The sequence below is a fragment of the Nonlabens sp. Hel1_33_55 genome (assembly GCF_900101765.1).
In the GTDB taxonomy this organism is placed as follows: Bacteria; Bacteroidota; Bacteroidia; order Flavobacteriales; family Flavobacteriaceae; genus Nonlabens.
In genome coordinates this window covers 1,014,948-1,038,088 of record NZ_LT627735.1, presented here as the reverse complement: position 1 = coordinate 1,038,088, position 23,141 = coordinate 1,014,948, and the positions used below count along the sequence as shown (strand labels likewise).

Below are 23,141 nucleotides of genomic sequence, written 5' to 3'. Positions count from 1 at the left end.
TTACTCGATGACAAATAGGATGCGCTGTAGATAATTAACGCTCACCGTTTTATCACCTACCAATCCTGGTTTCATTTGCGGCACTAGACTAATTAAAAGTAACGCTTCATGTTCCAACTGCGGATTCAATGATTTTGCCTTGACATTGGTCAAAGCACCAGTTGGATCTACTGTGAAATTAACTTCTATAGGCAGACGACCATACAGATTGACCCTATTTGCGAGGTTTGATTTAAAATTTCTCACTATAAATAAAGCCAGGGCTTGATTCATACATCGTTTCATGTCGACGTAAGATCCTATTTCGCAACCTTCATATATCGGGAATTGGGTCAATTCTTCTGCTTCATTAGAATATGGAACATCTTTCTTTAGTCCTTTGAGTAGCGCCGTATCTATTTGTGACTCGCGTTCCTTTTCTTCTTTGATATATTCTATGCGTGCGAGACTACGTTCCAGACCTTGCTTGGGACCATTGATTGTTTTAACCTGATTTTCAGCTAGCTGTATTGCTTTAGCGTAAGCTTTTGCAGCAGCTTCAAAGTTTTCTAGAGCAAATTCTGCATCACCTAATTCATAATGTGGCTCGTAGCTTCTAGCCATTCGCTTATTGAGCAATGCTGTTTTAAGCAATTCTCTGGCGGTTTCAAAACTGTGATGAGCATAGGCTTCATGCTGAACCACAAAAAGTGAATCGGCGGTCTTATTATTGGGTGTCTCAATTTCTTGAGCAATAGCAGGTAATACTGTAAAGAGCAGTAAGCCAAAGGTAAAAAAACCTTTCATAATTACTTTAGGTTCAATAAGATAAACCAGATGTAAATGTAGATTTTAATTGCAAATCACGCATAAATTTCTTCGAAATTTTCACCTGCTCTAAGCGGTAAAACTTGTAAATAAAGGGTGTCTTATTCAATTAACCTCAAAAATAATAGGTAACCCATAAATTACTCCTACAGGCTTTCCTTGCTGGGTACCCGGTTGCATTTCTGGTAAACGTTCTATAACGCGTATGGCTTCTTCCTCTAATAAAGGATTTAGGGCATTTGCATAAATGTCAGTGACCTCGCCATCTTTACTGATTTTGAACTGAACATTAATATAAATTTTTCCTTTTATGCCAATAGAGCCTGATATACCAGTTTTAAAATTATCAGCCACATGAGCGGTAATTTTTTGCTGCATACAGTTTTTGTGGGCTTTATTGGATTTCTCCATTTCACAACCTGGGTAAATTGGAACCTGTTCAATAAGAGCAAATGGAGCGATTTCTTTGGACGTTTTATCATTGGGATTAGAAGAACTAGCTATAGAGTCTTTCTCTCTTTTGATTTTTTCAGACTCCTTTTCTTTATTGATTTTCGCCATGCTACGGGCGAGTCCAATCTGTGCGACTTCGTTGGAGTATTCGCTAGGTTTGGCCGTTTGGATGGCCTTCAAATAGTAATTTTTTGCTTCTTCGTGATCTTTTAGAGCAAAATAGATATTGGCTTGCAGTAGCGATGCTCCTGATAACTGCTGGACCTCATCAGACTGCATAGCATCTTCCATAAAATTCAAAGCCTTTTTGAATTTTTTGTTGCTGTAGGACTTAAACGCTTTATTTAGTAACCTTTCATTCTTTTGGCTCAATCCAGAACTGTTTTGAGCGGTAACAGGTGAACATAGGAACATGGAGAGCAAGAATAAAACTAAAAACTTTTGCATAGGGTAAGGTTTATAACGCTAAATATGAAATGGAATTATTATTAGACTAATGGACCAAATTTATAATCGACAGGGAAACTTAAAAATAAATTTAGAGATTCTATAGAAAGAAATTCAAACTATAATTAAAGATGAACATGTAGGTACTCCTTTACTGCTATGGGTTGTCCATTAACAATTGCAGGCTCCAGTATAGGCATTCCTCGTAATATTCTTATTCCTTCTAATTCGATAAGTGGATGAATCGAATAGACCTCTACGTTTTCTAAAGTCCCATCTGGCATAACTTTGAAATACAAATAAAGTACGAGAAATTCCGGTAAGCCTAAATCTTTTAAAATTGCCTTGTCAAAGTTATAAGTAATTAAGTCAATAATGTAATAATGTAAACAACTGTCGGTTGCTTTTTGATCTGACTTATTCTCGCAGCCAGGATAGGTGACCATTTGATCCAGGCTTGAAATTTTTTCGAAACTATCCAACGTTACTAGACCGTTTTCTATTTCTTCTTCAAACTTTATTTTAGGCTGTTTAAGAGCTACTTCATTTCTTATATGGCTTTGAGATCTAGCGATACCACTTTGTAAAAATGTTCTTCGCTCATCATTCACATCAAGGTCGCTCAGTATCTTGTAATAAAGCTTTCTTGATTTATCAAATTCCTTGTTTGCAAAGAATATATTCGAGAGTAAGATCTGCACATCGACGTCATTCTCTAGGCTATCCTTCTTCATTGCTTTAAAGCAAAGACGTTCAGCTTTGTCAAAATCAAGTTTGCCATAGGCCTTTTTAGACCTTTGAATCAATTTGGAATCAATTGCAGTTGATTGGGCATCAATAGTCCAATGATTAAATAGAGCAAATAATAGAAGAAAAATATATCTCATATATCCAAATATAACTACTTAGAACAGCCATATCAAAACTAAAATCTGCGTTAATTTTAATGTTCTCAAACCTTATATTTGTCTACTATGGCGGGAAATACTTTTGGTCAGGCGTTTAGACTGACCACCTTTGGAGAATCACACGGAATAGCAATTGGCGGAATCATAGACGGATGTCCTGCTGGAATCGAAATTGACTTTGCTGCCGTACAGCGAGATCTTGATAGGCGTAAACCTGGTCAAAGCAAGATCGTTACACAGCGTAAGGAATCTGATACCGTTGAGTTCTTATCAGGGATATTTGAGGGAAAAACTACGGGAACACCTATAGGGTTTCAGATTGTCAACGAGAACCAAAAATCAAAGGATTACTCACACATTGCAGACAGCTTCAGGCCTAGTCATGCAGATAAAACATACACGGACAAATACGGCACACGTGATTATCGTGGTGGTGGCCGCAGCAGCGCTCGAGAAACAGCTTGTAGGGTAGTGGCTGGAGCCGTTGCAAAGCAAATGCTATCTGCACTTCAATTCAATGCCTTTACCAGCAGCGTAGGAGATCTCAAAATGAACAAGCCCTATAAAGAGCTTGACTTTGCAGAAATAGAGAATAATGCAGTAAGATGTGCTGATTCTGCTTTCGCGAAAGCGTGTGAAGAAAAAATCATGGAAGTACGCAAGGCTGGCGATACCATTGGTGGTGTAGTGAGTTGCGTGATACAAAATGTTCCAGCCTCATTGGGCGAACCCGTATTTGATAAACTACATGCAGACCTTGGGAAAGCAATGCTCTCCATTAATGCTGTAAAGGGTTTTGAATATGGTAGCGGTTTTGCCGGTAGTGAAATGCTGGGTAGCGAGCACAACGATCTGTACAATGCAGATGGTAGTACAAAAACAAATCACAGCGGTGGCATCCAAGGCGGCATTTCCAACGGTATGGACATTTACTTCAATGTAGCATTCAAACCTGTCGCGACCATAATGCAGTCCCAACCAACTATAGATAAAGAAGGTAACGCGACCGAAATGCAAGGAAAAGGACGTCACGATCCATGTGTCGTTCCCAGAGCTGTTCCCATTGTGGAAGCCATGGCAGCACTCGTGATAGCAGATCATTTTTTGAGAAATAAAACATCAAGGATTTAATATCCAAAAAATTCAGGCATCTTATCCTGAAATTAATTTAGTTTTCTAATACAATTGAACACATGAAAAAATTAGCACTTCACTGGCAAATATTAATTGGAATGGTTCTGGGAATCCTTTTCGGATTTTTGATGGTACAATTCTACTGGGGTCGAGGCTTTGTAGAGGACTGGATCAACCCATTCGGGACGATATTTGTAAACCTATTGAAGCTGATTGCGGTACCGCTCATCCTTGCGTCATTGATCAAAGGTATCTCTGACCTTAAGGATATAGCCAAATTCCGCAAGATGGGACTCCGCACCATCATCATTTACATTCTTACCACGATTATCGCTATCACATTAGGATTAGTATTAGTAAATACGCTGAATCCTGGTGCTGGAATCTCACAAGAAACCATTGATAATTTGAGTGCGACTTATGAAGGAAACTCAGATATTGCTGGGAAGCTAACTACAGCTGCGATGCAAAAAGATGCAGGACCGTTACAGGCTTTAGTAGATATGGTTCCAGAAAATGCGGTCGCTGCGATGGCTAACAACAGCTTGATGCTTCAGGTTATTTTCTTTGCGATTTTCTTAGGGATTTCTATGCTATTGATAGGCGAGAAAGCAGCAGAGCCGTTAAAGAATTTCTTCGATTCACTAAATGATGTTGTTCTTAAGATGGTGGACCTCATCATGTTGACAGCTCCATTTGCTGTATTTGCCTTATTGGCAAATGTGGTTGTAAGTGCAGATGATCCAGATATATTACTAGCCTTGTTATTCTATGCGGGAACTGTAGTTCTAGGATTGATATTGATGATAGGAGTGTACTGTTTGATTTTTAGTTTGTACGTGAAAAAATCACCACTTTGGTTTCTCAATAAGATTGCACCAGCACAGCTACTGGCCTTTTCTACCAGTTCAAGTGCGGCAACATTACCAGTCACGATGGAGCGAGTGGAAGAACACATGGGAGTCGAGAAGGAGGTCGCCAGTTTTGTTCTACCTGTAGGAGCTACGATAAATATGGATGGAACCAGCTTATACCAAGCGGTTGCCGCCGTTTTTGTCTGTCAAGCTTTGGGAATTGAGTTGGCTTTGTCTGCGCAGTTGACCATCGTATTGACGGCATTATTGGCCTCCATTGGCTCTGCCGCGGTGCCAGGTGCTGGAATGGTGATGCTGGTTATTGTTTTGGAATCTATCAATTTCCCTAGCGAATTGTTACCTGTGGCACTAGCCCTAATTTTTGCCGTAGATCGACCGCTGGACATGCTGCGCACAACCGTTAACGTTACGGGTGATGCGACTGTGGCGTCTATCGTTGCTAAGTCCTTGGGTAAATTTGGTGAGCCAGATGTTCAAGATTGGGATGACCACCTGGACGAGGTTAGTTCCTAAGTTTTCAATAAGATTTTAATACAAAAAGGCATGAAATTCTCTCATGCCTTTTTTGATGCATAATTCTTTAGGTTTTACGCTTTCGCGAAAGCGATATAGTCACACCACATTCTCCTACAACTATTGCATTTACTTAACAGCATTCTTTCCTTTTTATTCCTAGTTTGCGGGCTACCAACCAAAACCACAACTATATGAATGTCTGCTTTATTATGTATCCATGGGATGAAGTCAATCCCGAGAGTGATTCCACTCTAGTCCTGATTCACGAGTGTATAAAACGTGGCCATACGGTGGCTATGGCAACGCCGGCAAATCTGACGATACGCGATAGTATTGCTTATGCATTCTCACGCGTGGTGCGCAAGATGGATAAGGTGCCAGCGCAGATGAAGTCCTTTTACAAGAGAGCAGAATTCAAGGAAAAAATGTTACCTCTTGCAGGTTTTGATGTGATCATGATGCGAGCAAACCCGCCGCTGGATCCCATTGCCTTAAACTTTTTGGATTCAGTTAAAGAAGATGTGTTTATCGTTAATGATATTGAAGGATTGCGAGAGGCAAACAACAAGCTTTATACAGCTTGTTTTGATGATCCAGATAATACCATCATTCCACGTACGCATGTTTCTAAAAACAAGGAATATCTTAAATCTGTGATCAAGGAAAATCCCAGAGATCGTATGATCATGAAGCCATTGAATGGCTATGGTGGTAGCGGTGTGATCATGATAGAAAAAAGCGCGATGTTCAATGTGAACTCGTTATTGGATTTCTACATTGATAATAAAGATGGAACTACCAACTATGTGATACTGCAAGACTATATTGAAGGTGCAGATCAAGGAGACAGTAGAATATTATTACTTAAAGGGAAGCCTATAGGAGCCGTGAGACGTGTGCCTGGCGGCGATGACCATAGATCAAATATTAGTGCTGGTGGTACTTTTGAAAAGCACGTACTAACCAAAGCAGAGAAATTACTCTGTAAAAAAATCGGCCCTAAATTGGTAAATGACGGTCTCTACTTTGTTGGGATTGATGTCATAAACGGCATGCTGGTTGAAGTCAACGTGATGTCACCTGGCGGTATCGCACAGATTAACAAATCTTCAAAAACAAAGGTTCAAGAGAAAATCATCGATTACTTTGAAGAGGAGACAAGCATCAGAAAAAAAGCATTAGACAGAACTCAGAAATTAAAGAATACCCTACTAAATGAATAAAATGTCCATACGTCAGATCTTGAGTAAGATCGAGCATGAAGAAACTTTCCATGCTGTTGCTGACGACTATTCGTTCTCTATCAAAATAGATGACTACGTTCCTTACGTATGCGCAGCTGTTCACGATGGACATCATTTTGACAAGCGATTATGGGCTAAGTGCCTCCATACGGAATATGATCGCTGGTATGAAGAAGATCCTGCTACAGGAACCATGATCTCTATGCTTCCTATCACCATCATTGCTCACGACAGTAGGTTTGAGTATGATTTAAACAGAGATCCCAAGAATGCTATATATGAAACAGCATGGGGAAAAAATCTCTGGAAATCGCCATTGACAGAAGACGAAAAAAATCGCGCCCTTGAAAAGCATGAAAATTTTTATAAAGTCATTCTTCAATTGATCGTGAAATTGGAAGAACTTTTTGGCACCACTATTTTCTACGATTTACATTCTTACAATCGCAAGCGATGGGATCGTCAGATTCCTGTGTTTAATTTGGGAACGTCAAACGTTGATCAGGTCAAGTACAAAATGGACATTGAACAATGGCAGGAAATATTAGGTAAAATTGATTTACCTATCAAGGAGAAAGTATCTTGTGAGGTCAATGACGTTTTTCAGGGAAATGGATTCTTCTTGAAATACGTAACCGCAAATTCTCAAAATACACTTGTTCTCGCGACAGAGATTTCTAAAGTTTATTGCGATGAAGAAACTGGCGTTATTTTTCCAGAAGTTGTTCATGCGTTAAAGGATAAGCTTAAGTATTATATTCAATCGCACGCTTATCGTTATTATGACCGTCATCACACCTACGATCAATAAAAATTCATGAAAGTATTGAAGTCTACAAATGAGTTTCAGGAAGTGCTGGAGATTGATGAAAATATTCATAGGTTGGTCGGTAATTTGGAATTGTTGGCGTTTATTAATCCGCTGAATATTGCTCAGGAGCGTAAGCGATTTTTTAAGGAGAAGTTCAAGTACAATCCACAGTTCAAGTATCGCAAGGTTAGGTTTGACACCTATAAATTGCACCGCTTATTTTTTAGCCAGCGGCTCAAGGATATCGATGATAAGGTCATTCGCGATTTGTATAAGGATGTGGTCTATACCTACAGCGGCATGGTGCAATGCATCGAGACCATCAGCCAGCCAGACAATCGATTTTACTTCAACAGTCTCCGGTTTTACGGCACACCAACTGATAAGATGGTGGAAAATGCAAAGTTCATTTTGCACCATAAAGAGGATGACAATTCCACTTTCGCGAAAGCGGACTCTGAACTATCCACAGAACAAGCGATTGCATTTTTTGAGGATTACAAAAAAGAGTATGAGTTTGATTTTGCAATAAAAACCAGCAACGCCATGAGCGCCGCGGCAATGGTTTCCAATAATGATCGTGCACTCATTCTCAAAAAGAACCACCTGTTTTCACAGCACCAACTCAATGTACTGGCACACCACGAAATAGGAGTTCACCTTGTGACCACCTTTAATGCTATAGAACAACAGCTGAAGATTTTTGGCAATGGATTTCCTAATAATGTGGAAACTCAAGAAGGTCTTGCCGTTTTTGCTGAATACATGAGCGGTAATTTGAATGTTACCCGTTTAAGAGAATTAGCCTACCGTGTAATCGCTACCGACAGTTTGATCAAAGGAAATGATTTCACGGAAACCTTCAATCTTATTCATAATCAATACGGACTTGATCGAGAGAAAGCCTTTAATATTACATTGAGAGTACACCGTGGCGGTGGTTTTACTAAGGATGCTCTATATCTTTCTGGATTGCAAAAAATCTACAACCGTTATCAATCTGGCGAGGACATGGAATCATTGTTGATGGGTAAATGTTCCCTAGAGTACTTATCATCAGTTAAAAGATTAGAAGAAGTAGGATTAGCAAAACCTATTACCCATATATGTAAGTCCTATAATTCCAATAATAACAAAGACCAACGCGTAGAATGGATTTTACAAAATTTAAAATAAACCTACTTGCCACACTTTTCTTAAGTGGAGCTTGGTTTTGTTTTGGGCAATATGAGATTCCGATTTATGTAACTACGACCTCGGCTGATTCTGATCTCGAAATGAGAATCGTAACCAATCCTGGAGTTGATTTTAGATATACAAGAACTGATACCGTTTACCGATACGGTTATGGTGGCTTCAATAATTTGATTGTTGGAAACGATGTGTTTCCTATCCATTTAGAAGACTATGATGATTTCAACATCGCGGCGTTTAAAAATGATAGTATTGCAACTATAGTTTATTCTGGAGCACAAGGCGCCTTGAAGAATGAATTCCTTTCCAGCCGTAATAAAGCATTTACTGAGTTTACTAAGAAAGATAATTTGTTTACGCAACCTAGTGATAGCACCGTAGTTTCTTTAGATAGTTTAATAGGTGTCTGGACCGACAAGTTGGAATCTATGCCATTCTCACCAATCTTCAAGGCGGACGAAACCATGTTTTATAAAAGCTACCAAGGTTATCTGCAAATGATTTTTAAACTATCAGAATCAGATCAATTGACGTCTTTAAGCAATGCAGCGTTCGCTGATTTTCCCAACATTGATTTCCAAAGCGAACGGTACTATACTACCATTGCTCCATACAAAGTTATGGCACAAGAATATCATTTCAAGAAGATTCTTGAATTGGAAAAAGTTAGGTATGGTCGCAGATATATTAATAGGCTCAATTCCTTTTATCTAGAGAATCATTTGAAGACAAAAGCTTATTTGCTTTCTACAGAACATCATCCTCGCGCGGAATTTTTATACGATATATCAAAGCCTCAATTCAATCCACATAGTTCAAGAGAACGCCGATTTTATAAGAATAGTCAAAAGAATGGTGTAGGCAGTGAATTTGAATATCCAGAGGCTGCAACGGTTGACAACTCTTTATTAGACTTTTCTAAATTCAAAGGCAAAAATGTGAACTTTTTCATTTATAGTTTTGCAGATCCATATCTGGGTAGAAATATTAGTAAATGGAACAGGTTTGCAGTAGAACAGGAATCCAACACCTATAATATTGCTTATGCTATTGATGCAACTTCTCAACTCGAGGTTTGGAAAAAGTTGCAATTCTCGAGTCAGATCGCTGGACTCAACGTAAAAGGTAGTCCTAGAAATGCATTTCAATTCAAGAAGGATTTAGGTCTTGAGTTATTACCAAGAGTGATTTCTATAGATACCAGCGGTAAAATCAAAAATCCAAATCTTGATCTCAATTTTGAGAAAACAGCCATGGATAGAGCAAGCCTTACCATCCAGCAGTAGTAAGGGAATGCCTTGCATTAATTATAGTATTCGCTATTAAGGCAAGTAATCCTTTTTTTATTCTCTTTACCTTTACTTTCTCAAACAACTTTTATGTCAGATTTACAAAAAGAACTGGAAGAACGCAGTGGTAACGCATGCGAACTTTGTGGTTCCAAGGAAGCATTAGTAGTATATGAAATTCCAGATTCTCCAAGTGATGTAAAAGACACGAGTATACTAACTTGTTCCACTTGCGTGACTCAACTAACTGACAAAGATCAAGTGGATGTCAATCACTGGCGTTGTTTGAACGACACTATGTGGAGTCAAATTCCAGCCGTTCAAGTGGTAGCCTACAGAATGCTATATCAATTAAAATCGGAAGGCTGGCCAGCTGACTTATTAGATATGATGTATCTAGAAGACGATGTGAAGGAATGGGCAAAAGCTGGTATTCAAACTGGTAATGAAATAGTACACCGAGATTCTAATGGTCATGTATTAGCTAAAGGCGACAGTGTTGTTTTGATCAAAGACTTAGATGTGAAAGGAGCCAACTTCACCGCTAAACGAGGCACAGCAGTACGCAATATTTCGGTGGATCACGAGAATGAAAATCACATTGAAGGAAAAGTCAATGGGCAGCACATTGTGATCTTGACGCAGTACGTGAAAAAGTCTTAAACAGCGTATTTTCTCTTACGCAACCAAAGGAATAAACCTCCAAATCCAAGAACGAGCAGTAAAGGCAGGACGATATTGATAGCTTGCCACATAAACCTGTTATCGTAACTACGTTTAATATCCAAAAACGGAATTTCAATCTCCTTGTTTCTCAATGCAATCAAGTTGTCATCATCCAACATATAGTTGACCACATTCATTAAAAATTCTTTATTACCATAATATTGACCGGTGCGCATATCATAACCCAAATCTTGCGGTTGCCCACGATCTACTTGGTTCTTCATTATATCACCATCTGCGGCTAAAAATAGAGACGCGTTTCTCGTTTCATCTCTGTGATCACTGAGCTCAAAAGGTTTGACGCGGTTTTTGTATGCGCTGGTAAATTCACCTTGAGCAATAGCCGCTAGCGGCTGACTTCCTGACTGATAGAATTGAGCTTCAATGTCATCATCAAGTTCTGATAGTGAGATTGCCGATGGTAGCGTGACTACTGCTGTTTGATCGCTTGAAGAAAGTAATATTTGTTTTTTGCTAGGGCTTTTTAATGTATCTAAGCTACCTGTATATTCAAACTTGATCTCTTCAACGTTTCGGGTAATGTTGCTGGTGCTATCGCCACTAGCCATAGGGTAGTAGGGCCATTGAAAAGCTTCGTATTGGGTATTTCTTCCTTGGCCAGTAGCGAGCGCAAGTGCACCACTCTGTACATCTTTAATTAATCCACGGTTTAATCTTAAACCATATCTAAATAGCATATCGTCAAGATTGAGATCTCGAGAAAGGGCATAGGCCTTTTGATCTGGATTGGCTAAACTGTCGTTCTCCATAATGATGGGATCAACTGCCATCAAGAATTTTCCACCATTCATTAAGTATTGATCTAGAATATACTTTTTGGTTTCAGAAAATGCTACTGTAGGTTTAGGCTCTATAACTAGATCGTATTTCTTTAATTCGTTCAGCACTTTTACAGGTGTAACGCTATCGCTTGAAGTAACGAACTCAATTCCAAACGGTGCAATACGATAGTAGGCCTGAAGTGACCTGATGAAATCAGCTATTTGAAGGTTAGCCAACTCTCCACTGTCGCGCAGGATGGCAATAGTTTTGTCTTTGGGTTTAGAGACTTTACGCAAACCATCTGCTAATTGGTATTCTAACTGATTGATGGAAGAATTCACACGTTGCTCTGTAGTAGATCGAGCTACAGATTTCAGCAAAGGAATAGCCGTACGTTTGCCATCATAGGCAATGATTGCATAAGGGAAAATGGTAACATTAGTTTGTTTCCCTTTTTCAATTATATTAGCCATGGCAGGCTGGACACCTTCACGAGCGAGTTGTTGAACGACTTGATTGGATTCCTCTTGGCTCAGATTCTCTATGGGATCAAGAAAATCATATTTCAGGTTTGGATGCAGTGCAGATAGCTCTTCCAGCAATTGTCTGGTTTCCTGTTTAAGCTTGAGAAATTCTGCTGGTAATTCACCATCCAGAAATACATCAACAAAAATAGGAAGCTCTGCTTCATCCAATAGCTTTTTAGTTTCTGGAGCGATGGTATACCGATTATTTTCGGTCAGATCAAAACGCCTATGAAATTTACCGGACACGTAATTAATCGCAACAAGTGCAACAATTAACAAGGCTATATTTCTAACAATTTTGATCATGAATTCCTGTCAAGGCTTGTTTTGAGTGAAATTTCGCTTAAAGCGAAAAAGAAAACAGCTACGCTCAAAAAATACACGACGTCACGAGTATCGATAACGCCGCGAGCCATACTTTCGTAGTGGTATTTCATCCCTAGCGATGCCACAAAATTATCTGTCGCGAGGTAGCCTGCTGCACCTTCAAAACCGAAATACATCACAAAGCAGGACAATGCACCAATGAGAAATGCAATGATTTGGTTCTTAGTAATGGTAGAGCATAATATTGAGATACTCACATAACAAAGCGACAGCAATAATGTCCCTAAATAACTACCAACCGTGCTGCCCAAATCAAGATTATAAGCCGTCTGGCCCAATATACCAATGGTAATTACATATATAACGGTAGGAATCAATGCCAATAGAGTAATGGTAAATGCCGCAGCAAATTTCCCACCTATTAGTGCGCGGATGGAGATAGGTCGAGTCAATAATATCTCCAAAGTTCCCAAGTCTCGTTCCACGGTAAAACTGCGCATACAAACCGCCGGAATCAAAAACATGAACAACCACGGAATCAAAAGAAAAAACGGAGTCAAATCTGCAAAACCGTAGTTGAGCACATTGAATTCACCATCAAAAACGAATACAAACAAACCACTTACAAGCAAGAATATACAAAGCACCAGATAACCACTCAGGCTACTGAAAAATCCGCGTATTTCCTTTAGATAAATGGCTTTCATGAAAGGCTATGGATTTTCTCTACAGATGTGGCGATAGGTTTTTGATCAAACATGGCTTTAGTCTTCGGCCAGATCTCTTGAAACAACGCAGAATTTCTGTAGTTATTTAAATCTGCTGTAGAATTCCAATAGCTATAAGTAAAAAAGGTCTGTGGATCATCAGTTCCTTGATACAACTCTAGAAATGTGCAACCGGGTTGATGGCGTATGCCTTCTTTAATCTCATCAAACATCTGCTTGAATCCCTCAACTTTATCAGCTGTAAAATGCATCTGTACGATTCTTACAATCATTTGTTTTCAAAATTAATGATTACCGGCGCATCCAGTTGCAAACCAAAAAGTGTACTGGCACTACCAACTGTCAAGGGATTTGATCTGTAGGTCGCTATTTCAATCAACCCAGCGGTGTTGAAGATCACGAGACCTTTACCATCTACATCGCGCTTTTCTGGTGCGGTTTCAAAGTTTACGATATCAGAGTAGCGGTCATAAATCTTTTTGTGCCGCTCACTACGTGCGGAAAGTTCAAACGTACGTCCACGACCTACTTCCTTGAACAATTCTCGGCTTATGTTTGTGACGCTGTTCCCATAATTATCAATGTAAATAACCTGACCGTTGATATAATTGCCACTATCAGATACCTGTGGGTGAATGCCTGTGATTGATTTTAAGGAATGGATAGGCTTCCCAATCACTTCCAACGTACCACCACGAGCAATGTGACAGGCTGTTTGTACAAATACGTCCAGTGTTGTAAAGTTGGACGATATACGATCGTGAATATTAATCTCGACCATTTTTTCTGCCTTCAGTTTGCTCATGATTAGGCAAAGCGACCCATTATCAGCACAAATAAAATAATGGCCGTTTAGTAAAATAGCGACGTGCTTATTTTCTGGCGTGTGTTCTGCATCAACGCCTATAATATGAATGGTTCCATCTGGAAAGGAATCGTATGCTTTTTGAATGATGTAAGCAGCCTCGGCAATGTGAAAAGGAGAGATGTCGTGAGAAATATCAACAATAGTGACGGCATCTAACTCTTTGTGAATGGCGCCCTTAACCGCGCCTACATATGGATCTTTCCAGCCAAAATCTGTCGTCAATGTAATTATGGCCATATAAATCGTAGGTCGTTGTTGATTAAATAATAATTAAAATTGGCTTCTAAATGGATGGTCTAGACTAGAATTTACTAATTTCATAAGCCATTGAATTACCCAGAACAAAACTAAAAAATAATAGACGCAATCAGTCACTTAATTTACCGCTTTTGAACGAACTTGTCATCGACCTTGCAGACGCAAATCCTAGAGAATTTTTTGGCGTCAAGAACAAGAATCTTGCCTTCTTAAAACAACACTATCCCAAACTAAAAATCGTCGCTCGTGGTTCCACCATGAAAGTATATGGCGATGAAGAACAGCTAGCGGAATTTGACAAGAGGCTTGAAATGTTACTCAAGCACTTTACAAAATATAACAAGATTGATGAAAATGTGATTGAACGTTTGTTAACCGCAAATGATACTGAAAATTACGAATCAAAAGGAACTGGCGACGTGCTTGTTCATGGAAATAACGGCGCTTTGATTCGCCCCAAAACTCCCAACCAGCGCAAGTTGGTAGCACTTTGTAAGCAAAATGACATGGTGTTTGCCATAGGACCAGCAGGAACGGGTAAAACATATATAGGAGTTGCACTTGCTGTGCAGGCACTTAAAAACCGCGAGGTCAAACGCATTATTATTACACGTCCGGCAGTTGAGGCTGGCGAGAATCTAGGGTTTTTACCAGGTGATCTCAAGGAAAAATTGGATCCTTACATGCAGCCCATCTATGACGCCTTACGCGACATGGTACCTGCTGAGCGACTTGCGACATACATTGAAAAAGGAACAATTCAGATTGCGCCACTGGCATTTATGCGTGGTAGAACGCTCGATCATGCCTATGTGATTTTGGATGAGTCCCAAAACACCACACATGCACAGATGAAGATGTTTCTGACCCGCATGGGAAAAGATGCAAAATTCTTCATCACTGGTGATCCAGGGCAAATTGACTTGCCACGCAGGACTATTTCTGGTCTCAAAGAGGCTCTCTTGATTTTGAAAGAAGTTGAAGGTGTAGGCATGATGTATCTAGACGACAGCGATGTGGTGCGTCACAGACTGGTCAAAAAAGTGATTGCAGCCTACAAAGAGATTGAGAATCGCAATTAAAAAAGTGTGGTAGTTGAGCAGGGTTGAAATGAGTTCGCTTTCGCGAAAGCGTGCTCTTCCCAAACATCGTCAATAACTACTGAATAAAAAAGAATCCCATTTGCTGTATTGCACGTGGGATTTTGCAATTTTACACTAAGATTAAAACGTACCACAATGTTCTTATTTGATACCATAACTGATACCAATTTTAACTTCCCAGGACAAAAATCTGTTTACAAAGGGAAAGTTCGTGAGGTGTACACGCTGAAGAATGACACGCTTGTCATGATCGCTAGTGATAGGTTAAGTGCATTTGATGTAGTGATGCCGCGAGGCATTCCATTCAAAGGACAAATATTAAACCAAATAGCGACTAAAATGATGGCCGCTACTGAGGATATTGTTCCTAATTGGTTGATCGCGACACCAGATCCTAATGTTGCGATAGGACATAATTGCGAGCCCTTCAAAGTGGAGATGGTGATTCGTGGCTACATGAGTGGTCATGCGGCACGCGAATACAAAACAGGAAAACGCGAACTGTGCGGCGTTCCTATGCCAGAAGGTATGAAGGAAAACGATAAGTTCCCACAACCTATAATCACTCCAGCTACCAAAGCAGAAATGGGTGATCACGACGAGGATATTTCAAAAGAGAACATCTTATCTCGCGGTATCGTTTCCAAAGAAGATTATGAGGTTCTTGAAAAATACACACGCGCATTGTTTGAAAGAGGAACGCAACTCGCTGCAGATCGTGGTTTGATCTTGGTGGATACCAAATATGAATTTGGCAAAACTGCAGATGGCACTATTGTTCTAATCGATGAGATCCACACACCAGATTCTTCCAGATATTTTTATGCAGATGGCTATGAGAAACGCCAGGAAAAAGGAGAGCCCCAAAAACAATTAAGCAAAGAGTTTGTACGACAGTGGTTGATCTCCAATGATTTTCAAGGCTTGGAAGGTCAAAAAGTTCCTACAATGACAGACGAATACATCTTATCTGTTAGTGAGCGATACATTGAGCTCTACGAGAAAATCACTGGCGAGGAATTCGACAAAGCAGATACCAATAACATTCTGGATCGGATTGAAGAGAATGTTGTGGAGTGGTTGGAGAAAAACTAGTTTCTTTTCAATTCGTTTTTAAGTTTGCGTATTCTTATTTGTGACTGGTTGGGATCAATGGACAAAAACTTTACAGGAATAGAGGAACCTACCTCTAAGGATTCAAAGATTTCATTATCATCTATGATGTCAGTCCCATTATAAACTCTATTTGTTGAGCTGAATTCATAAGTGATGTAGTTATGGAATTCTGCTACTTTGATTTTTCTCGAATCAAATATGTTTGAGTTGTCATAACTATAGTCCTGTTTTTCTTTGCTAGTGACTTTTGCCACAGTATACTTCCCATATTTTTGAATCAGTTCCTTTTCAAAATAATGAAGGAAGCTCGATGGCATGGTTGTTACGAAAACCACAAGGCTGACCGTAATGAATACACCTCCAAAAATGATTAAAAACCAATAGGCTTCGCTTGATTCAGTCTGCAAACCTATAAAGATCAACACGCTGCCAACGATTACGAAAAGAGATAATATCGCTAGAACTCCGCCATTTGATTTTATTGCCTGAATGGTAAATTTGAATCGGTGGTTGAAGGATAGTTTCATTGAAATCTATTGATACCCAGCAGCCTGTAAATTAAATAATCGAGAATACGTTTGCGGATTTTCCATGAGTTCTTCATGAGTTCCTATTTCTTCAATCTTTCCATGTTTGAGTACGAGAATACGATCTGCCATACGAACGGTTGAGAAGCGGTGGGAAATGATGATGCTGGTTTTTCCTTCGGTTAATCCTATGAATCGTTCAAATACGTCAAACTCTGCTTGTGCATCTAGAGCGCTGGTAGGTTCGTCCAGCACCATGATATCTGCATTTTTCATATAGGCTCTTGCGAGTGCTACCTTTTGCCATTGACCGCCACTGAGTTCTTGACCTTTGGCAAAACGGCGGCCTAACTGCTGGTCGATACCATCAGTCATTTCTGTGATGACCTGACTGGCTAGACTACGTTCTGCAGCGTCATTAATCATGGAGTCATTATCAATTTGAGCAATATCTCCAACGGCTATGTTTTCGCGTAAGCGAAATTCATACTTAAAGAAATCCTGAAATATCACACCGAATCGCGCTCGATATTCTTCCTTTGAAAATTTATTGATATTGATGCCATCCAGCAAAATTTCACCACTGGTAGGCTCGTAAAACCTGAGGATCAACTTGATCAGAGTAGTTTTTCCCGCGCCATTTTCACCTACAAATGCAATCTTTTCACCTGCTTTGATGTGAAAATTTACGCCTTCTAATACTGGTTTGTCACTACCAGGATAACTAAAATGTACATTCTTGAGCTCAAAACCACGCTCAATAGTTTCAGGTAACCCGACAGGATCAACCGTATGCTGTTCCAGCGGTATGTCAAGAAAGTCAAAGTAATCTCTCAAGTACAAAGCGCTTTCTGAAATACGTGTGAATCGTGAGAAGAATTGCTGCAGGTTGTTGCGCAATCTATTGAAGGATCCAGAAAGGAACGTGAGTTCACCTATTGTAAGTACGCCTGCAATAACCTCAATGATAATGAACAAATAGGCGCCGTAATAGGATAGTGTTCCCAGAATATTGAACAACGATCCATAAATGCTTTGCTTGATGGAAAGACTCTTATTGATGTTATAGTATTTGTGAGATAGATTCTTGAAACGCAGTGCGATATAGTCAGTAAGCCCGAAGAGTTTGACCTCTTTGGCAGTGGTATTATTCGCTCCAACAAATCTTAAGTAATCCAGTTCACGACGCTCAGCAGTCCAGCTGCGTGCCAGCGAGTAGCGGTGCGAGCTGTATTTTGCCTCATTGATAAATGACGGGATAATGCTCAAAATCAACAATACAATCAACCAAGGTTCGAAGTAAATCAATGCTGCAATCAGCGAGACAATGGAGATAAGCGCCTGAACCTGACCCAATGCATCACTCATCAAATTCACACGGCCATTGGTTTGCTGTCTGGCACGTTCCAGTTTGTCATAAAACTCAGGATCTTCTAATTGTTCCAGAGTCAGTTCATTGGTCTTACGTATGATTTTTTCTGATGAAGCGTTGGAGTAGAGGTCGCCTATTAAACCATCTGTTAAAGAGACGACTCGATTAAGTAATTCTGTTACAACGACCACACCTAACTCGATGCCTACATAGGTCCATAGTCTTGTTAGATCCTGCTTATCAAGTGCGATTTGTGTGATGATTTCATCGATAATGATTTTCCCAATCCATAAAGTCACGACTGGTGACAATGCAGTCAACAATCTAGCTATGGAATTGAGCGTGAAAAGCTTGGGACTAACTCGCCATATTTCACCAAAAAACCGCGGAATAGCAGATAGTGAATCAAGGGAGAAAACAGAGGTTTTTTTCTTCTCTGTAATGGATTGTAATTTTGGTCGCGCCATAACCGCAAAGATACCTTACAGAGAGTCGCTTATAAACCTGGACCGGGTTTAACTTGGGTATGTCTTAAAACTTTTTTTGAGGCTTTACCAGCTCCACTAGATAAGCTTCAAAAATTTTGGAAAGGCTAATGTCATTGGCCGCAGCATAGTCCAACGCTTTGATCGCAACCTTCTCGTCAATGTCAAGCGTTATATTTTTATTCATTAGAATGTTTGCTGTAAAGTAATCTTATAATTGGTACCGATGTTACCGTGTGGATAGAAATATTCCGCTTTCGCGAAAGCGGAACACTTAAAAATCTACTTCCCTAGAGAAATCTTAGTGGTTCTATTAAAAACTATGGCTGCACAAAGTCCGACAACCATAAACGCCGCACACATCGCAAAAACATATTGATGACCCAACTCACCAGGCCAGCCATCAAGAAAATAACCAATAGCTGGTCCCATAAAAATATCTGGAGTATAACCTACCAGCGAGATAAGACCGATTGCGGTACCCGTCATTACCAATGGGATATGACCTTCCTGCATGGCGGCAAAATATAAGGTCCTAAAAGCGTAAACTCCAGTCGCAGTGATCAATATAGAAACGATAAATAAGGTTCCCAGATTTTCATTGATGATGCCGCTGGCAAATAAGATGCATCCCACAATCGATAGCATAAACCCGATAATCATCATGAGAGAGGTTTTGGTCTTATCAGCCAGTAACCCGACGCCAACGCCCACAAACGGACGAATATAAAGCATAAAAGTTCCAACACCAGCCGACTCAATCTCGTCATATCCCATGACATCATTGGCGTAGAGTGAGAAAACATCTGTGATTTTATAACCTACGTAGGCACATAATATGATGATCATCAATAACCATACAGACCTGATTTTGATAACTATTTTAAAATTGGTGATCAGATCCTTCCAGTGAGTTACTTGGAGTTTTTCGGCTCGATTGGTAGATTTTAGAAGTAGTGCCACGAGAATTCCTACAGATGCAATCACTGCAGAAAATACGATGATGACTTTTTGAAAGGAATCGGCTTGATTTTGTGGGTCGAGTGTGACGTTATCTGCCATAAATATAGACAGCACAAATATTCCAAGTGATCCAAATCCTGCTGCGACCAAACCACGTCCACCATCCAATAATCCAAAAGCCAGACCTTGTCGATTTGCACCACCAGTGACTCTTGTCGCCTTCAGCATCGCCGCCCAAAACAGAAATATAGTGGTAAAACCCCAGTAGCCATAAAGCAATTGCAAGGTCCAGAAACTAGGATAGGAGGCGAGAACTAGACCACCAGCAGCGGTAAGCATTAATGCTACACTAATCAAATATTTAGGCGGGTATTTATCTGCTATGGAACCACCAAATAGATAGGAAAAGAACGCCACAATCCCATAAGTAGAAAACAGAGCACCCAATTCCACATTAGTCAAATTAAAAACTTCCAGCACCGTAGGCCTAAAGATTCTAGGCAATACAAAAGGCAAAATAAAAACGGCTTCACCAGCTAGAATAAGCAGGATGATGTTAAGCCAATTTGTAAATCTAGAATTCAATGAAGGTTATTAAGCGTTAGCAGTCGCAGTTTTTCTATTAAAATACCGAATCAACGAATATAAAGATATCAAACTCCAACACGCCTCAAGAATGATAAATGGCCAATATTCGAGTAGGATCGATGCGAGACAAGCTAATGAAGCACCCACAAAATTCAGAAGGATGAACAAAAGGTCTTCCGTTTTGATCTTTTTGATCACGGTGAGGAAGTAAGCTAATAAGATCAAGAATACTCCTATAGTACCTATCCAGTCAGTTGAGGAAAACATAATTGTTCTTTATTAATGATGGAATTTAATCGCAAAAAAGCCAGCAAGATCAAATTGAAATTGGCTGGCTTTTGAATTGACTTTTAAATTGAAATTAAATCAGCTTTTCACTGCGGTTGTCAAAGTAACTAAAGCTTTGGTCTGCTTTTAAGACCAAAAGAGTTTCATAAATCATTTTGATAACATTTTCCACGTCTTCTCTGTGAACCATTTCTACCGTGGTGTGCATGTATCGCAATGGTAGCGATATCAGTGCACTAGGCACGCCGCCGTTACTGTAGGCAAAAGCATCTGTATCAGTTCCTGTGGAACGACTCGTGGCACGTCTCTGAAACGGAATCTTATTTTTATTAGCCGTTTCCATGATGATATTGCGCAGCTTATTTTGAATCGCCGGTGCATAAGCCAGAACTGGTCCTTTCCCTATCGCAGCATCACCATTAGTTTTCTTCTCGATCATTGGAGTAGTGGTGTCGTGAGTTACGTCAGTCACTATGGCAACGTTAGGTTTGATGGTTTGGGTAATCATTTCTGCACCACGTAATCCTATTTCTTCTTGAACACTATTGGTCACATAAAGGCCAAAATCTAATTCCTTTTTGTTCTCCTTCAACAAACGAGCGACCTCTGCAATCATGAATCCGCCCATGCGGTTATCAAGAGCACGACAAACAAACTTGTTTTTGTTCAAGACCATGAATGTATCTGGGTAAGTGATGACGCAACCTACATCAACACCCATTTCTAGTACTTCTTTTTTATTTTCTGCACCTACGTCGATAAAGATGTTATCAAGTTTTGGAGCTTTTTCATCAGATTTGTCTCTGGTGTGAATTGCTGGCCAGCCAAAAACGCCCATAACGATTCCTTTGGCCGTATGAATGTTTACACGTTTAGACGGTGCGATCTGGTGATCAGATCCACCGTTGCGCACGACATAGATCAATCCGTTATCTGTAATATAATTGACGTACCAAGAAATTTCATCTGCATGGCCTTCAATAACCACCTTGTATTTAGCATCTGGATTTATAACTCCAACCGCAGTTCCATAATTATCGGTTATAAATTCGTCCACATAAGGTTTGAGATAATCCATCCATACTTGCTGCCCATTCCATTCATAACCGGTAGGCGATGCCGTATTGAGATATTTCTCAAGAAATTTCATCGATTTATCGTTCAGTATACTCTTGTCTGCCATTATTTTGGATTTTCCCGTGAAGATAATAATCGGTCGTTAGAAACCGTTTGTTTGTGAGGTATATTCTTAACTTTGGAACGCTTTTTAGCACCATTACCGCATGACCCATAGACATTATTTTGTGATATTGATTTTGATGTGTTCCGCTTTCGCGAAAGCGCAAACCACACCATCATCACAACAACCTACTGACAGCACCAAGACCGCAGATGCAGATTACTACTACATAGATGGCGACAGCGTGAGTGCTGTGGAATTGCAGGAGATATTGCTGATTCAAGATCTCAAATTCACCAGCCGATACGAACGTGTACGATACCTAATTTTACAACGCAAGGTAAAACGCGTGTGGCCATACGCAAAACTAGCAGCAGAACGTCTCACGGAATTGGATAGAAGACTTGCAACCATTGAAAACAAAGGTGACCAGCGTCGCTATGCAAAAATGGTGGAGAATTACATTGAGGACGAATTTAAGGAAGAACTTAAGAAGCTAACCCGTACAGAAGGTCAGATCCTGATCAAACTGATTCACCGTCAAACCGGCGATACAGCTTTTGAATTGATCAAGCGATTGCGTAGTGGCTGGAGTGCGTTCTGGTTCAACAATACCGCAAGTTTTTTTGACATTTCACTCAAAGAGGAATACCAACCCATGACTGTGGTTGAAGATTTTTATGTGGAAGATATTTTACAGCAGCAGTTCAAAAGAGATGTTCTGGAACCTCAAGAGCCAGCGATTCCCATCGATTATTTTGCTGGACGCAACTTGTGGAAAAACTTTGAATCTAATTTACCACCCAACTACGATAAGGTAAATCTTGCCGAGCGTGCAGAACGCCGCAAGGAATACCTTGAAAAGAAGGCGAAAAAAGAGCGACGTAAAAACCGCAGAAAGAAAAGCTAAGCTTTGTTAATTACTAAGCAAGCTCATATTTGAAAACGTTTATTTCTTTTTAAAGACCGCATTCCCAAAGTAAAGCACGGTAACGCTTATAAGTAAACATGGAATTAGCCCTACGACAAATCCTCTGGGAAATCCTAACTTAATTACGGTCATCAAAAAGTACACAACGTACCCAGAACCGAAATACAATACACGTTCTATGGAGCTCATTTTTCTCGTAAATACTACAATAGAAAAGGGTAGAAGAATACTTACTAAAACTCCACCAACTCTACTATTCAAATTTGCATTAGAATCCAACGTAAGATAACCGATGATTCCCATCAATATCATATTGAGGGCAATTAGAAATAAACCTGTGACAATGATGTTTGCTATCCTTTTTGCAGACCAAGCCGTTTTACCTTCAACTAGTTCTGTAGAATTAATCTCTAAAACATCACAGATAAGATTCAGCGTTTTTCCTCTAGGTTCATTTTCTGAATTTTCAATTCTTTGAACGGTTCTTAGATTCAGATTCGCTTTTTCAGCGAGCTCTTCCTGAGATAGACCTCTAGTCTTCCTAGCCTCTACAATTCTTTTGGCAATCAAATTCATATTCTAGATTTATCGGAAATAAAGCTAATGATCATCTAAAAATTATAAGCGTTTTTAAAATGATTTATGTGCGACAAATCTGTTTGTCATCAAATGTCAGGCTATTTTGATACGCGA

General features: G+C 39.7%; 24 protein-coding genes. 10 read left to right on the top strand and 14 right to left on the bottom strand.

Annotated features, from left to right (window positions below; translation table 11 throughout):
• The 3 genes from BLO34_RS04535 to BLO34_RS04525 all read right to left on the bottom strand — a co-directional run bounded on the left by BLO34_RS04535 (position 1) and on the right by BLO34_RS04525 (position 2,594).
• The gene (locus BLO34_RS04535; protein ID WP_090752990.1) at positions 1–786 is read right to left on the bottom strand and encodes a hypothetical protein; all 786 of its coding nucleotides are present in this window, start codon (positions 784–786) and stop codon (positions 1–3) included.
• A 126-nt stretch (positions 787–912) separates the two neighbouring features.
• Positions 913–1,707, bottom strand: a complete 795-nt coding sequence (locus BLO34_RS04530) for an energy transducer TonB (protein WP_090752989.1) — start codon at positions 1,705–1,707, stop codon at positions 913–915.
• Between the two features lie 125 nt (positions 1,708–1,832).
• Entirely contained in the window at positions 1,833–2,594 is a 762-nt protein-coding gene (locus tag BLO34_RS04525; protein ID WP_090752987.1) for an energy transducer TonB, read from the bottom strand.
• An 87-nt stretch (positions 2,595–2,681) separates the two neighbouring features.
• Here BLO34_RS04525 and aroC point away from each other — a divergent pair, with 87 nt between their 5' ends.
• The 7 genes from aroC (at position 2,682) to BLO34_RS04490 (ending at position 10,341) form a co-directional block, all read left to right on the top strand.
• Positions 2,682–3,746, top strand: a complete 1,065-nt coding sequence (gene aroC / locus BLO34_RS04520) for a chorismate synthase (protein WP_090752986.1) — start codon at positions 2,682–2,684, stop codon at positions 3,744–3,746.
• 62 nt (positions 3,747–3,808) lie between these two features.
• Positions 3,809–5,137 (top strand): dicarboxylate/amino acid:cation symporter, encoded by a 1,329-nt coding sequence (locus tag BLO34_RS04515; protein WP_090752985.1) that lies wholly within the window; start codon positions 3,809–3,811, stop codon positions 5,135–5,137.
• A gap of 194 nt (positions 5,138–5,331) precedes the next feature.
• Complete coding sequence (gene gshB, locus BLO34_RS04510) at positions 5,332–6,363, top strand: glutathione synthase (protein ID WP_090752983.1); 1,032 nt, start codon at positions 5,332–5,334, stop codon at positions 6,361–6,363.
• Positions 6,356–7,195 carry an N-formylglutamate amidohydrolase gene (locus BLO34_RS04505; protein ID WP_090752981.1) on the top strand — a complete coding sequence of 280 codons (840 nt, stop codon included), beginning with the start codon at positions 6,356–6,358 and terminating at the stop codon, positions 7,193–7,195. The genes gshB and BLO34_RS04505 overlap by 8 nt, the downstream gene beginning before the upstream one ends.
• Before the next feature lie 6 nt (positions 7,196–7,201).
• Positions 7,202–8,371, top strand: coding sequence for a flavohemoglobin expression-modulating QEGLA motif protein (locus BLO34_RS04500; protein WP_090752980.1), 1,170 nt, complete (start codon positions 7,202–7,204; stop codon positions 8,369–8,371).
• A 101-nt stretch (positions 8,372–8,472) separates the two neighbouring features.
• Positions 8,473–9,675 (top strand): hypothetical protein, encoded by a 1,203-nt coding sequence (locus BLO34_RS04495; RefSeq protein WP_157686674.1) that lies wholly within the window; start codon positions 8,473–8,475, stop codon positions 9,673–9,675.
• A gap of 93 nt (positions 9,676–9,768) precedes the next feature.
• Complete coding sequence (locus BLO34_RS04490; RefSeq protein ID WP_090752977.1) at positions 9,769–10,341, top strand: PhnA domain-containing protein; 573 nt, start codon at positions 9,769–9,771, stop codon at positions 10,339–10,341.
• On the opposite strand, the gene gldG is transcribed toward BLO34_RS04490, so the two are convergent.
• The 4 genes from gldG to BLO34_RS04470 are packed head-to-tail and all read right to left on the bottom strand — an operon-like array spanning position 10,338 to position 13,874.
• Positions 10,338–12,020 carry a gliding motility-associated ABC transporter substrate-binding protein GldG gene (gene gldG, locus BLO34_RS04485; protein ID WP_090752975.1) on the bottom strand — a complete coding sequence of 561 codons (1,683 nt, stop codon included), beginning with the start codon at positions 12,018–12,020 and terminating at the stop codon, positions 10,338–10,340. The genes BLO34_RS04490 and gldG overlap by 4 nt on opposite strands.
• Positions 12,017–12,748: a gliding motility-associated ABC transporter permease subunit GldF gene (gene gldF / locus BLO34_RS04480; RefSeq protein WP_090752974.1), complete on the bottom strand. Its 732-nt coding sequence runs from the start codon at positions 12,746–12,748 to the stop codon at positions 12,017–12,019. Before gldF ends, gldG begins: the two co-directional genes overlap by 4 nt.
• Positions 12,745–13,041, bottom strand: coding sequence for a putative quinol monooxygenase (locus tag BLO34_RS04475; RefSeq protein WP_090752973.1), 297 nt, complete (start codon positions 13,039–13,041; stop codon positions 12,745–12,747). Before BLO34_RS04475 ends, gldF begins: the two co-directional genes overlap by 4 nt.
• Positions 13,038–13,874: an S-adenosyl-l-methionine hydroxide adenosyltransferase family protein gene (locus tag BLO34_RS04470; RefSeq protein ID WP_090752971.1), complete on the bottom strand. Its 837-nt coding sequence runs from the start codon at positions 13,872–13,874 to the stop codon at positions 13,038–13,040. The genes BLO34_RS04475 and BLO34_RS04470 overlap by 4 nt, the downstream gene beginning before the upstream one ends.
• Positions 13,875–14,026: 152 nt before the next feature.
• On the opposite strand from BLO34_RS04470, the gene BLO34_RS04465 reads away from it, so the two are divergent.
• Together BLO34_RS04465 and BLO34_RS04455 are read left to right on the top strand one after the other, a co-directional pair.
• A complete protein-coding gene (locus BLO34_RS04465; protein ID WP_090752970.1) occupies positions 14,027–14,977 on the top strand; it encodes a PhoH family protein in 951 nt (316 codons plus the stop codon).
• Between the two features lie 156 nt (positions 14,978–15,133).
• Positions 15,134–16,093: a phosphoribosylaminoimidazolesuccinocarboxamide synthase gene (locus tag BLO34_RS04455; RefSeq protein WP_090752967.1), complete on the top strand. Its 960-nt coding sequence runs from the start codon at positions 15,134–15,136 to the stop codon at positions 16,091–16,093.
• On the opposite strand, the gene BLO34_RS04450 is transcribed toward BLO34_RS04455, so the two are convergent.
• The 6 genes from BLO34_RS04450 to BLO34_RS04430 form a co-directional block, all read right to left on the bottom strand.
• The gene (locus tag BLO34_RS04450) at positions 16,090–16,641 is read right to left on the bottom strand and encodes a hypothetical protein (RefSeq protein WP_090752965.1); all 552 of its coding nucleotides are present in this window, start codon (positions 16,639–16,641) and stop codon (positions 16,090–16,092) included. The two genes, BLO34_RS04455 and BLO34_RS04450, sit on opposite strands and share 4 nt — an antisense overlap.
• Positions 16,642–16,647: 6 nt before the next feature.
• Positions 16,648–18,480, bottom strand: coding sequence for an ABC transporter ATP-binding protein (locus tag BLO34_RS04445; protein ID WP_090752964.1), 1,833 nt, complete (start codon positions 18,478–18,480; stop codon positions 16,648–16,650).
• Positions 18,481–18,544: 64 nt separating this feature from the next.
• Positions 18,545–18,685, bottom strand: coding sequence for a DUF6364 family protein (locus BLO34_RS14545; RefSeq protein ID WP_157686672.1), 141 nt, complete (start codon positions 18,683–18,685; stop codon positions 18,545–18,547).
• Positions 18,686–18,780: 95 nt separating this feature from the next.
• Positions 18,781–20,046 carry an MFS transporter gene (locus BLO34_RS04440; protein ID WP_090752962.1) on the bottom strand — a complete coding sequence of 422 codons (1,266 nt, stop codon included), beginning with the start codon at positions 20,044–20,046 and terminating at the stop codon, positions 18,781–18,783.
• Positions 20,047–20,055: 9 nt separating this feature from the next.
• Positions 20,056–20,316, bottom strand: a complete 261-nt coding sequence (locus BLO34_RS14820; RefSeq protein WP_090752960.1) for a CBU_0592 family membrane protein — start codon at positions 20,314–20,316, stop codon at positions 20,056–20,058.
• A gap of 94 nt (positions 20,317–20,410) precedes the next feature.
• On the bottom strand, positions 20,411–21,520 hold the full coding sequence (locus tag BLO34_RS04430) for a M42 family metallopeptidase (protein WP_090752959.1): 1,110 nt from the start codon (positions 21,518–21,520) through the stop codon (positions 20,411–20,413).
• Positions 21,521–21,620: 100 nt separating this feature from the next.
• Here BLO34_RS04430 and BLO34_RS04425 point away from each other — a divergent pair, with 100 nt between their 5' ends.
• A complete protein-coding gene (locus tag BLO34_RS04425; RefSeq protein WP_090752957.1) occupies positions 21,621–22,427 on the top strand; it encodes a DUF4294 domain-containing protein in 807 nt (268 codons plus the stop codon).
• A gap of 39 nt (positions 22,428–22,466) precedes the next feature.
• On the opposite strand, the gene BLO34_RS04420 is transcribed toward BLO34_RS04425, so the two are convergent.
• Positions 22,467–23,024 (bottom strand): helix-turn-helix domain-containing protein, encoded by a 558-nt coding sequence (locus tag BLO34_RS04420; RefSeq protein ID WP_090752956.1) that lies wholly within the window; start codon positions 23,022–23,024, stop codon positions 22,467–22,469.
• Positions 23,025–23,141: the final 117 nt, after the last annotated feature.

Coding starts and splice junctions, on each gene's coding strand:
- aroC (WP_090752986.1), top strand. CDS start 2,682: ATGGCGGGAAATACTTTTGGTCAGGCGTTTAGACTGACCACCTTTGGA.
- BLO34_RS04450 (WP_090752965.1), bottom strand. CDS start 16,641: ATGAAACTATCCTTCAACCACCGATTCAAATTTACCATTCAGGCAATA.
- BLO34_RS04430 (WP_090752959.1), bottom strand. CDS start 21,520: ATGGCAGACAAGAGTATACTGAACGATAAATCGATGAAATTTCTTGAG.
- BLO34_RS04490 (WP_090752977.1), top strand. CDS start 9,769: ATGTCAGATTTACAAAAAGAACTGGAAGAACGCAGTGGTAACGCATGC.
- gldG (WP_090752975.1), bottom strand. CDS start 12,020: ATGATCAAAATTGTTAGAAATATAGCCTTGTTAATTGTTGCACTTGTT.
- BLO34_RS04495 (WP_157686674.1), top strand. CDS start 8,473: ATGAGAATCGTAACCAATCCTGGAGTTGATTTTAGATATACAAGAACT.
- BLO34_RS04535 (WP_090752990.1), bottom strand. CDS start 786: ATGAAAGGTTTTTTTACCTTTGGCTTACTGCTCTTTACAGTATTACCT.
- BLO34_RS14545 (WP_157686672.1), bottom strand. CDS start 18,685: ATGAATAAAAATATAACGCTTGACATTGACGAGAAGGTTGCGATCAAA.
- BLO34_RS04505 (WP_090752981.1), top strand. CDS start 6,356: ATGAATAAAATGTCCATACGTCAGATCTTGAGTAAGATCGAGCATGAA.
- BLO34_RS14820 (WP_090752960.1), bottom strand. CDS start 20,316: ATGTTTTCCTCAACTGACTGGATAGGTACTATAGGAGTATTCTTGATC.
- BLO34_RS04455 (WP_090752967.1), top strand. CDS start 15,134: ATGTTCTTATTTGATACCATAACTGATACCAATTTTAACTTCCCAGGA.
- BLO34_RS04515 (WP_090752985.1), top strand. CDS start 3,809: ATGAAAAAATTAGCACTTCACTGGCAAATATTAATTGGAATGGTTCTG.
- BLO34_RS04475 (WP_090752973.1), bottom strand. CDS start 13,041: ATGATTGTAAGAATCGTACAGATGCATTTTACAGCTGATAAAGTTGAG.
- gldF (WP_090752974.1), bottom strand. CDS start 12,748: ATGAAAGCCATTTATCTAAAGGAAATACGCGGATTTTTCAGTAGCCTG.
- BLO34_RS04425 (WP_090752957.1), top strand. CDS start 21,621: ATGACCCATAGACATTATTTTGTGATATTGATTTTGATGTGTTCCGCT.
- gshB (WP_090752983.1), top strand. CDS start 5,332: ATGAATGTCTGCTTTATTATGTATCCATGGGATGAAGTCAATCCCGAG.
- BLO34_RS04525 (WP_090752987.1), bottom strand. CDS start 2,594: ATGAGATATATTTTTCTTCTATTATTTGCTCTATTTAATCATTGGACT.
- BLO34_RS04470 (WP_090752971.1), bottom strand. CDS start 13,874: ATGGCCATAATTACATTGACGACAGATTTTGGCTGGAAAGATCCATAT.
- BLO34_RS04420 (WP_090752956.1), bottom strand. CDS start 23,024: ATGAATTTGATTGCCAAAAGAATTGTAGAGGCTAGGAAGACTAGAGGT.
- BLO34_RS04530 (WP_090752989.1), bottom strand. CDS start 1,707: ATGCAAAAGTTTTTAGTTTTATTCTTGCTCTCCATGTTCCTATGTTCA.
- BLO34_RS04500 (WP_090752980.1), top strand. CDS start 7,202: ATGAAAGTATTGAAGTCTACAAATGAGTTTCAGGAAGTGCTGGAGATT.
- BLO34_RS04445 (WP_090752964.1), bottom strand. CDS start 18,480: ATGGCGCGACCAAAATTACAATCCATTACAGAGAAGAAAAAAACCTCT.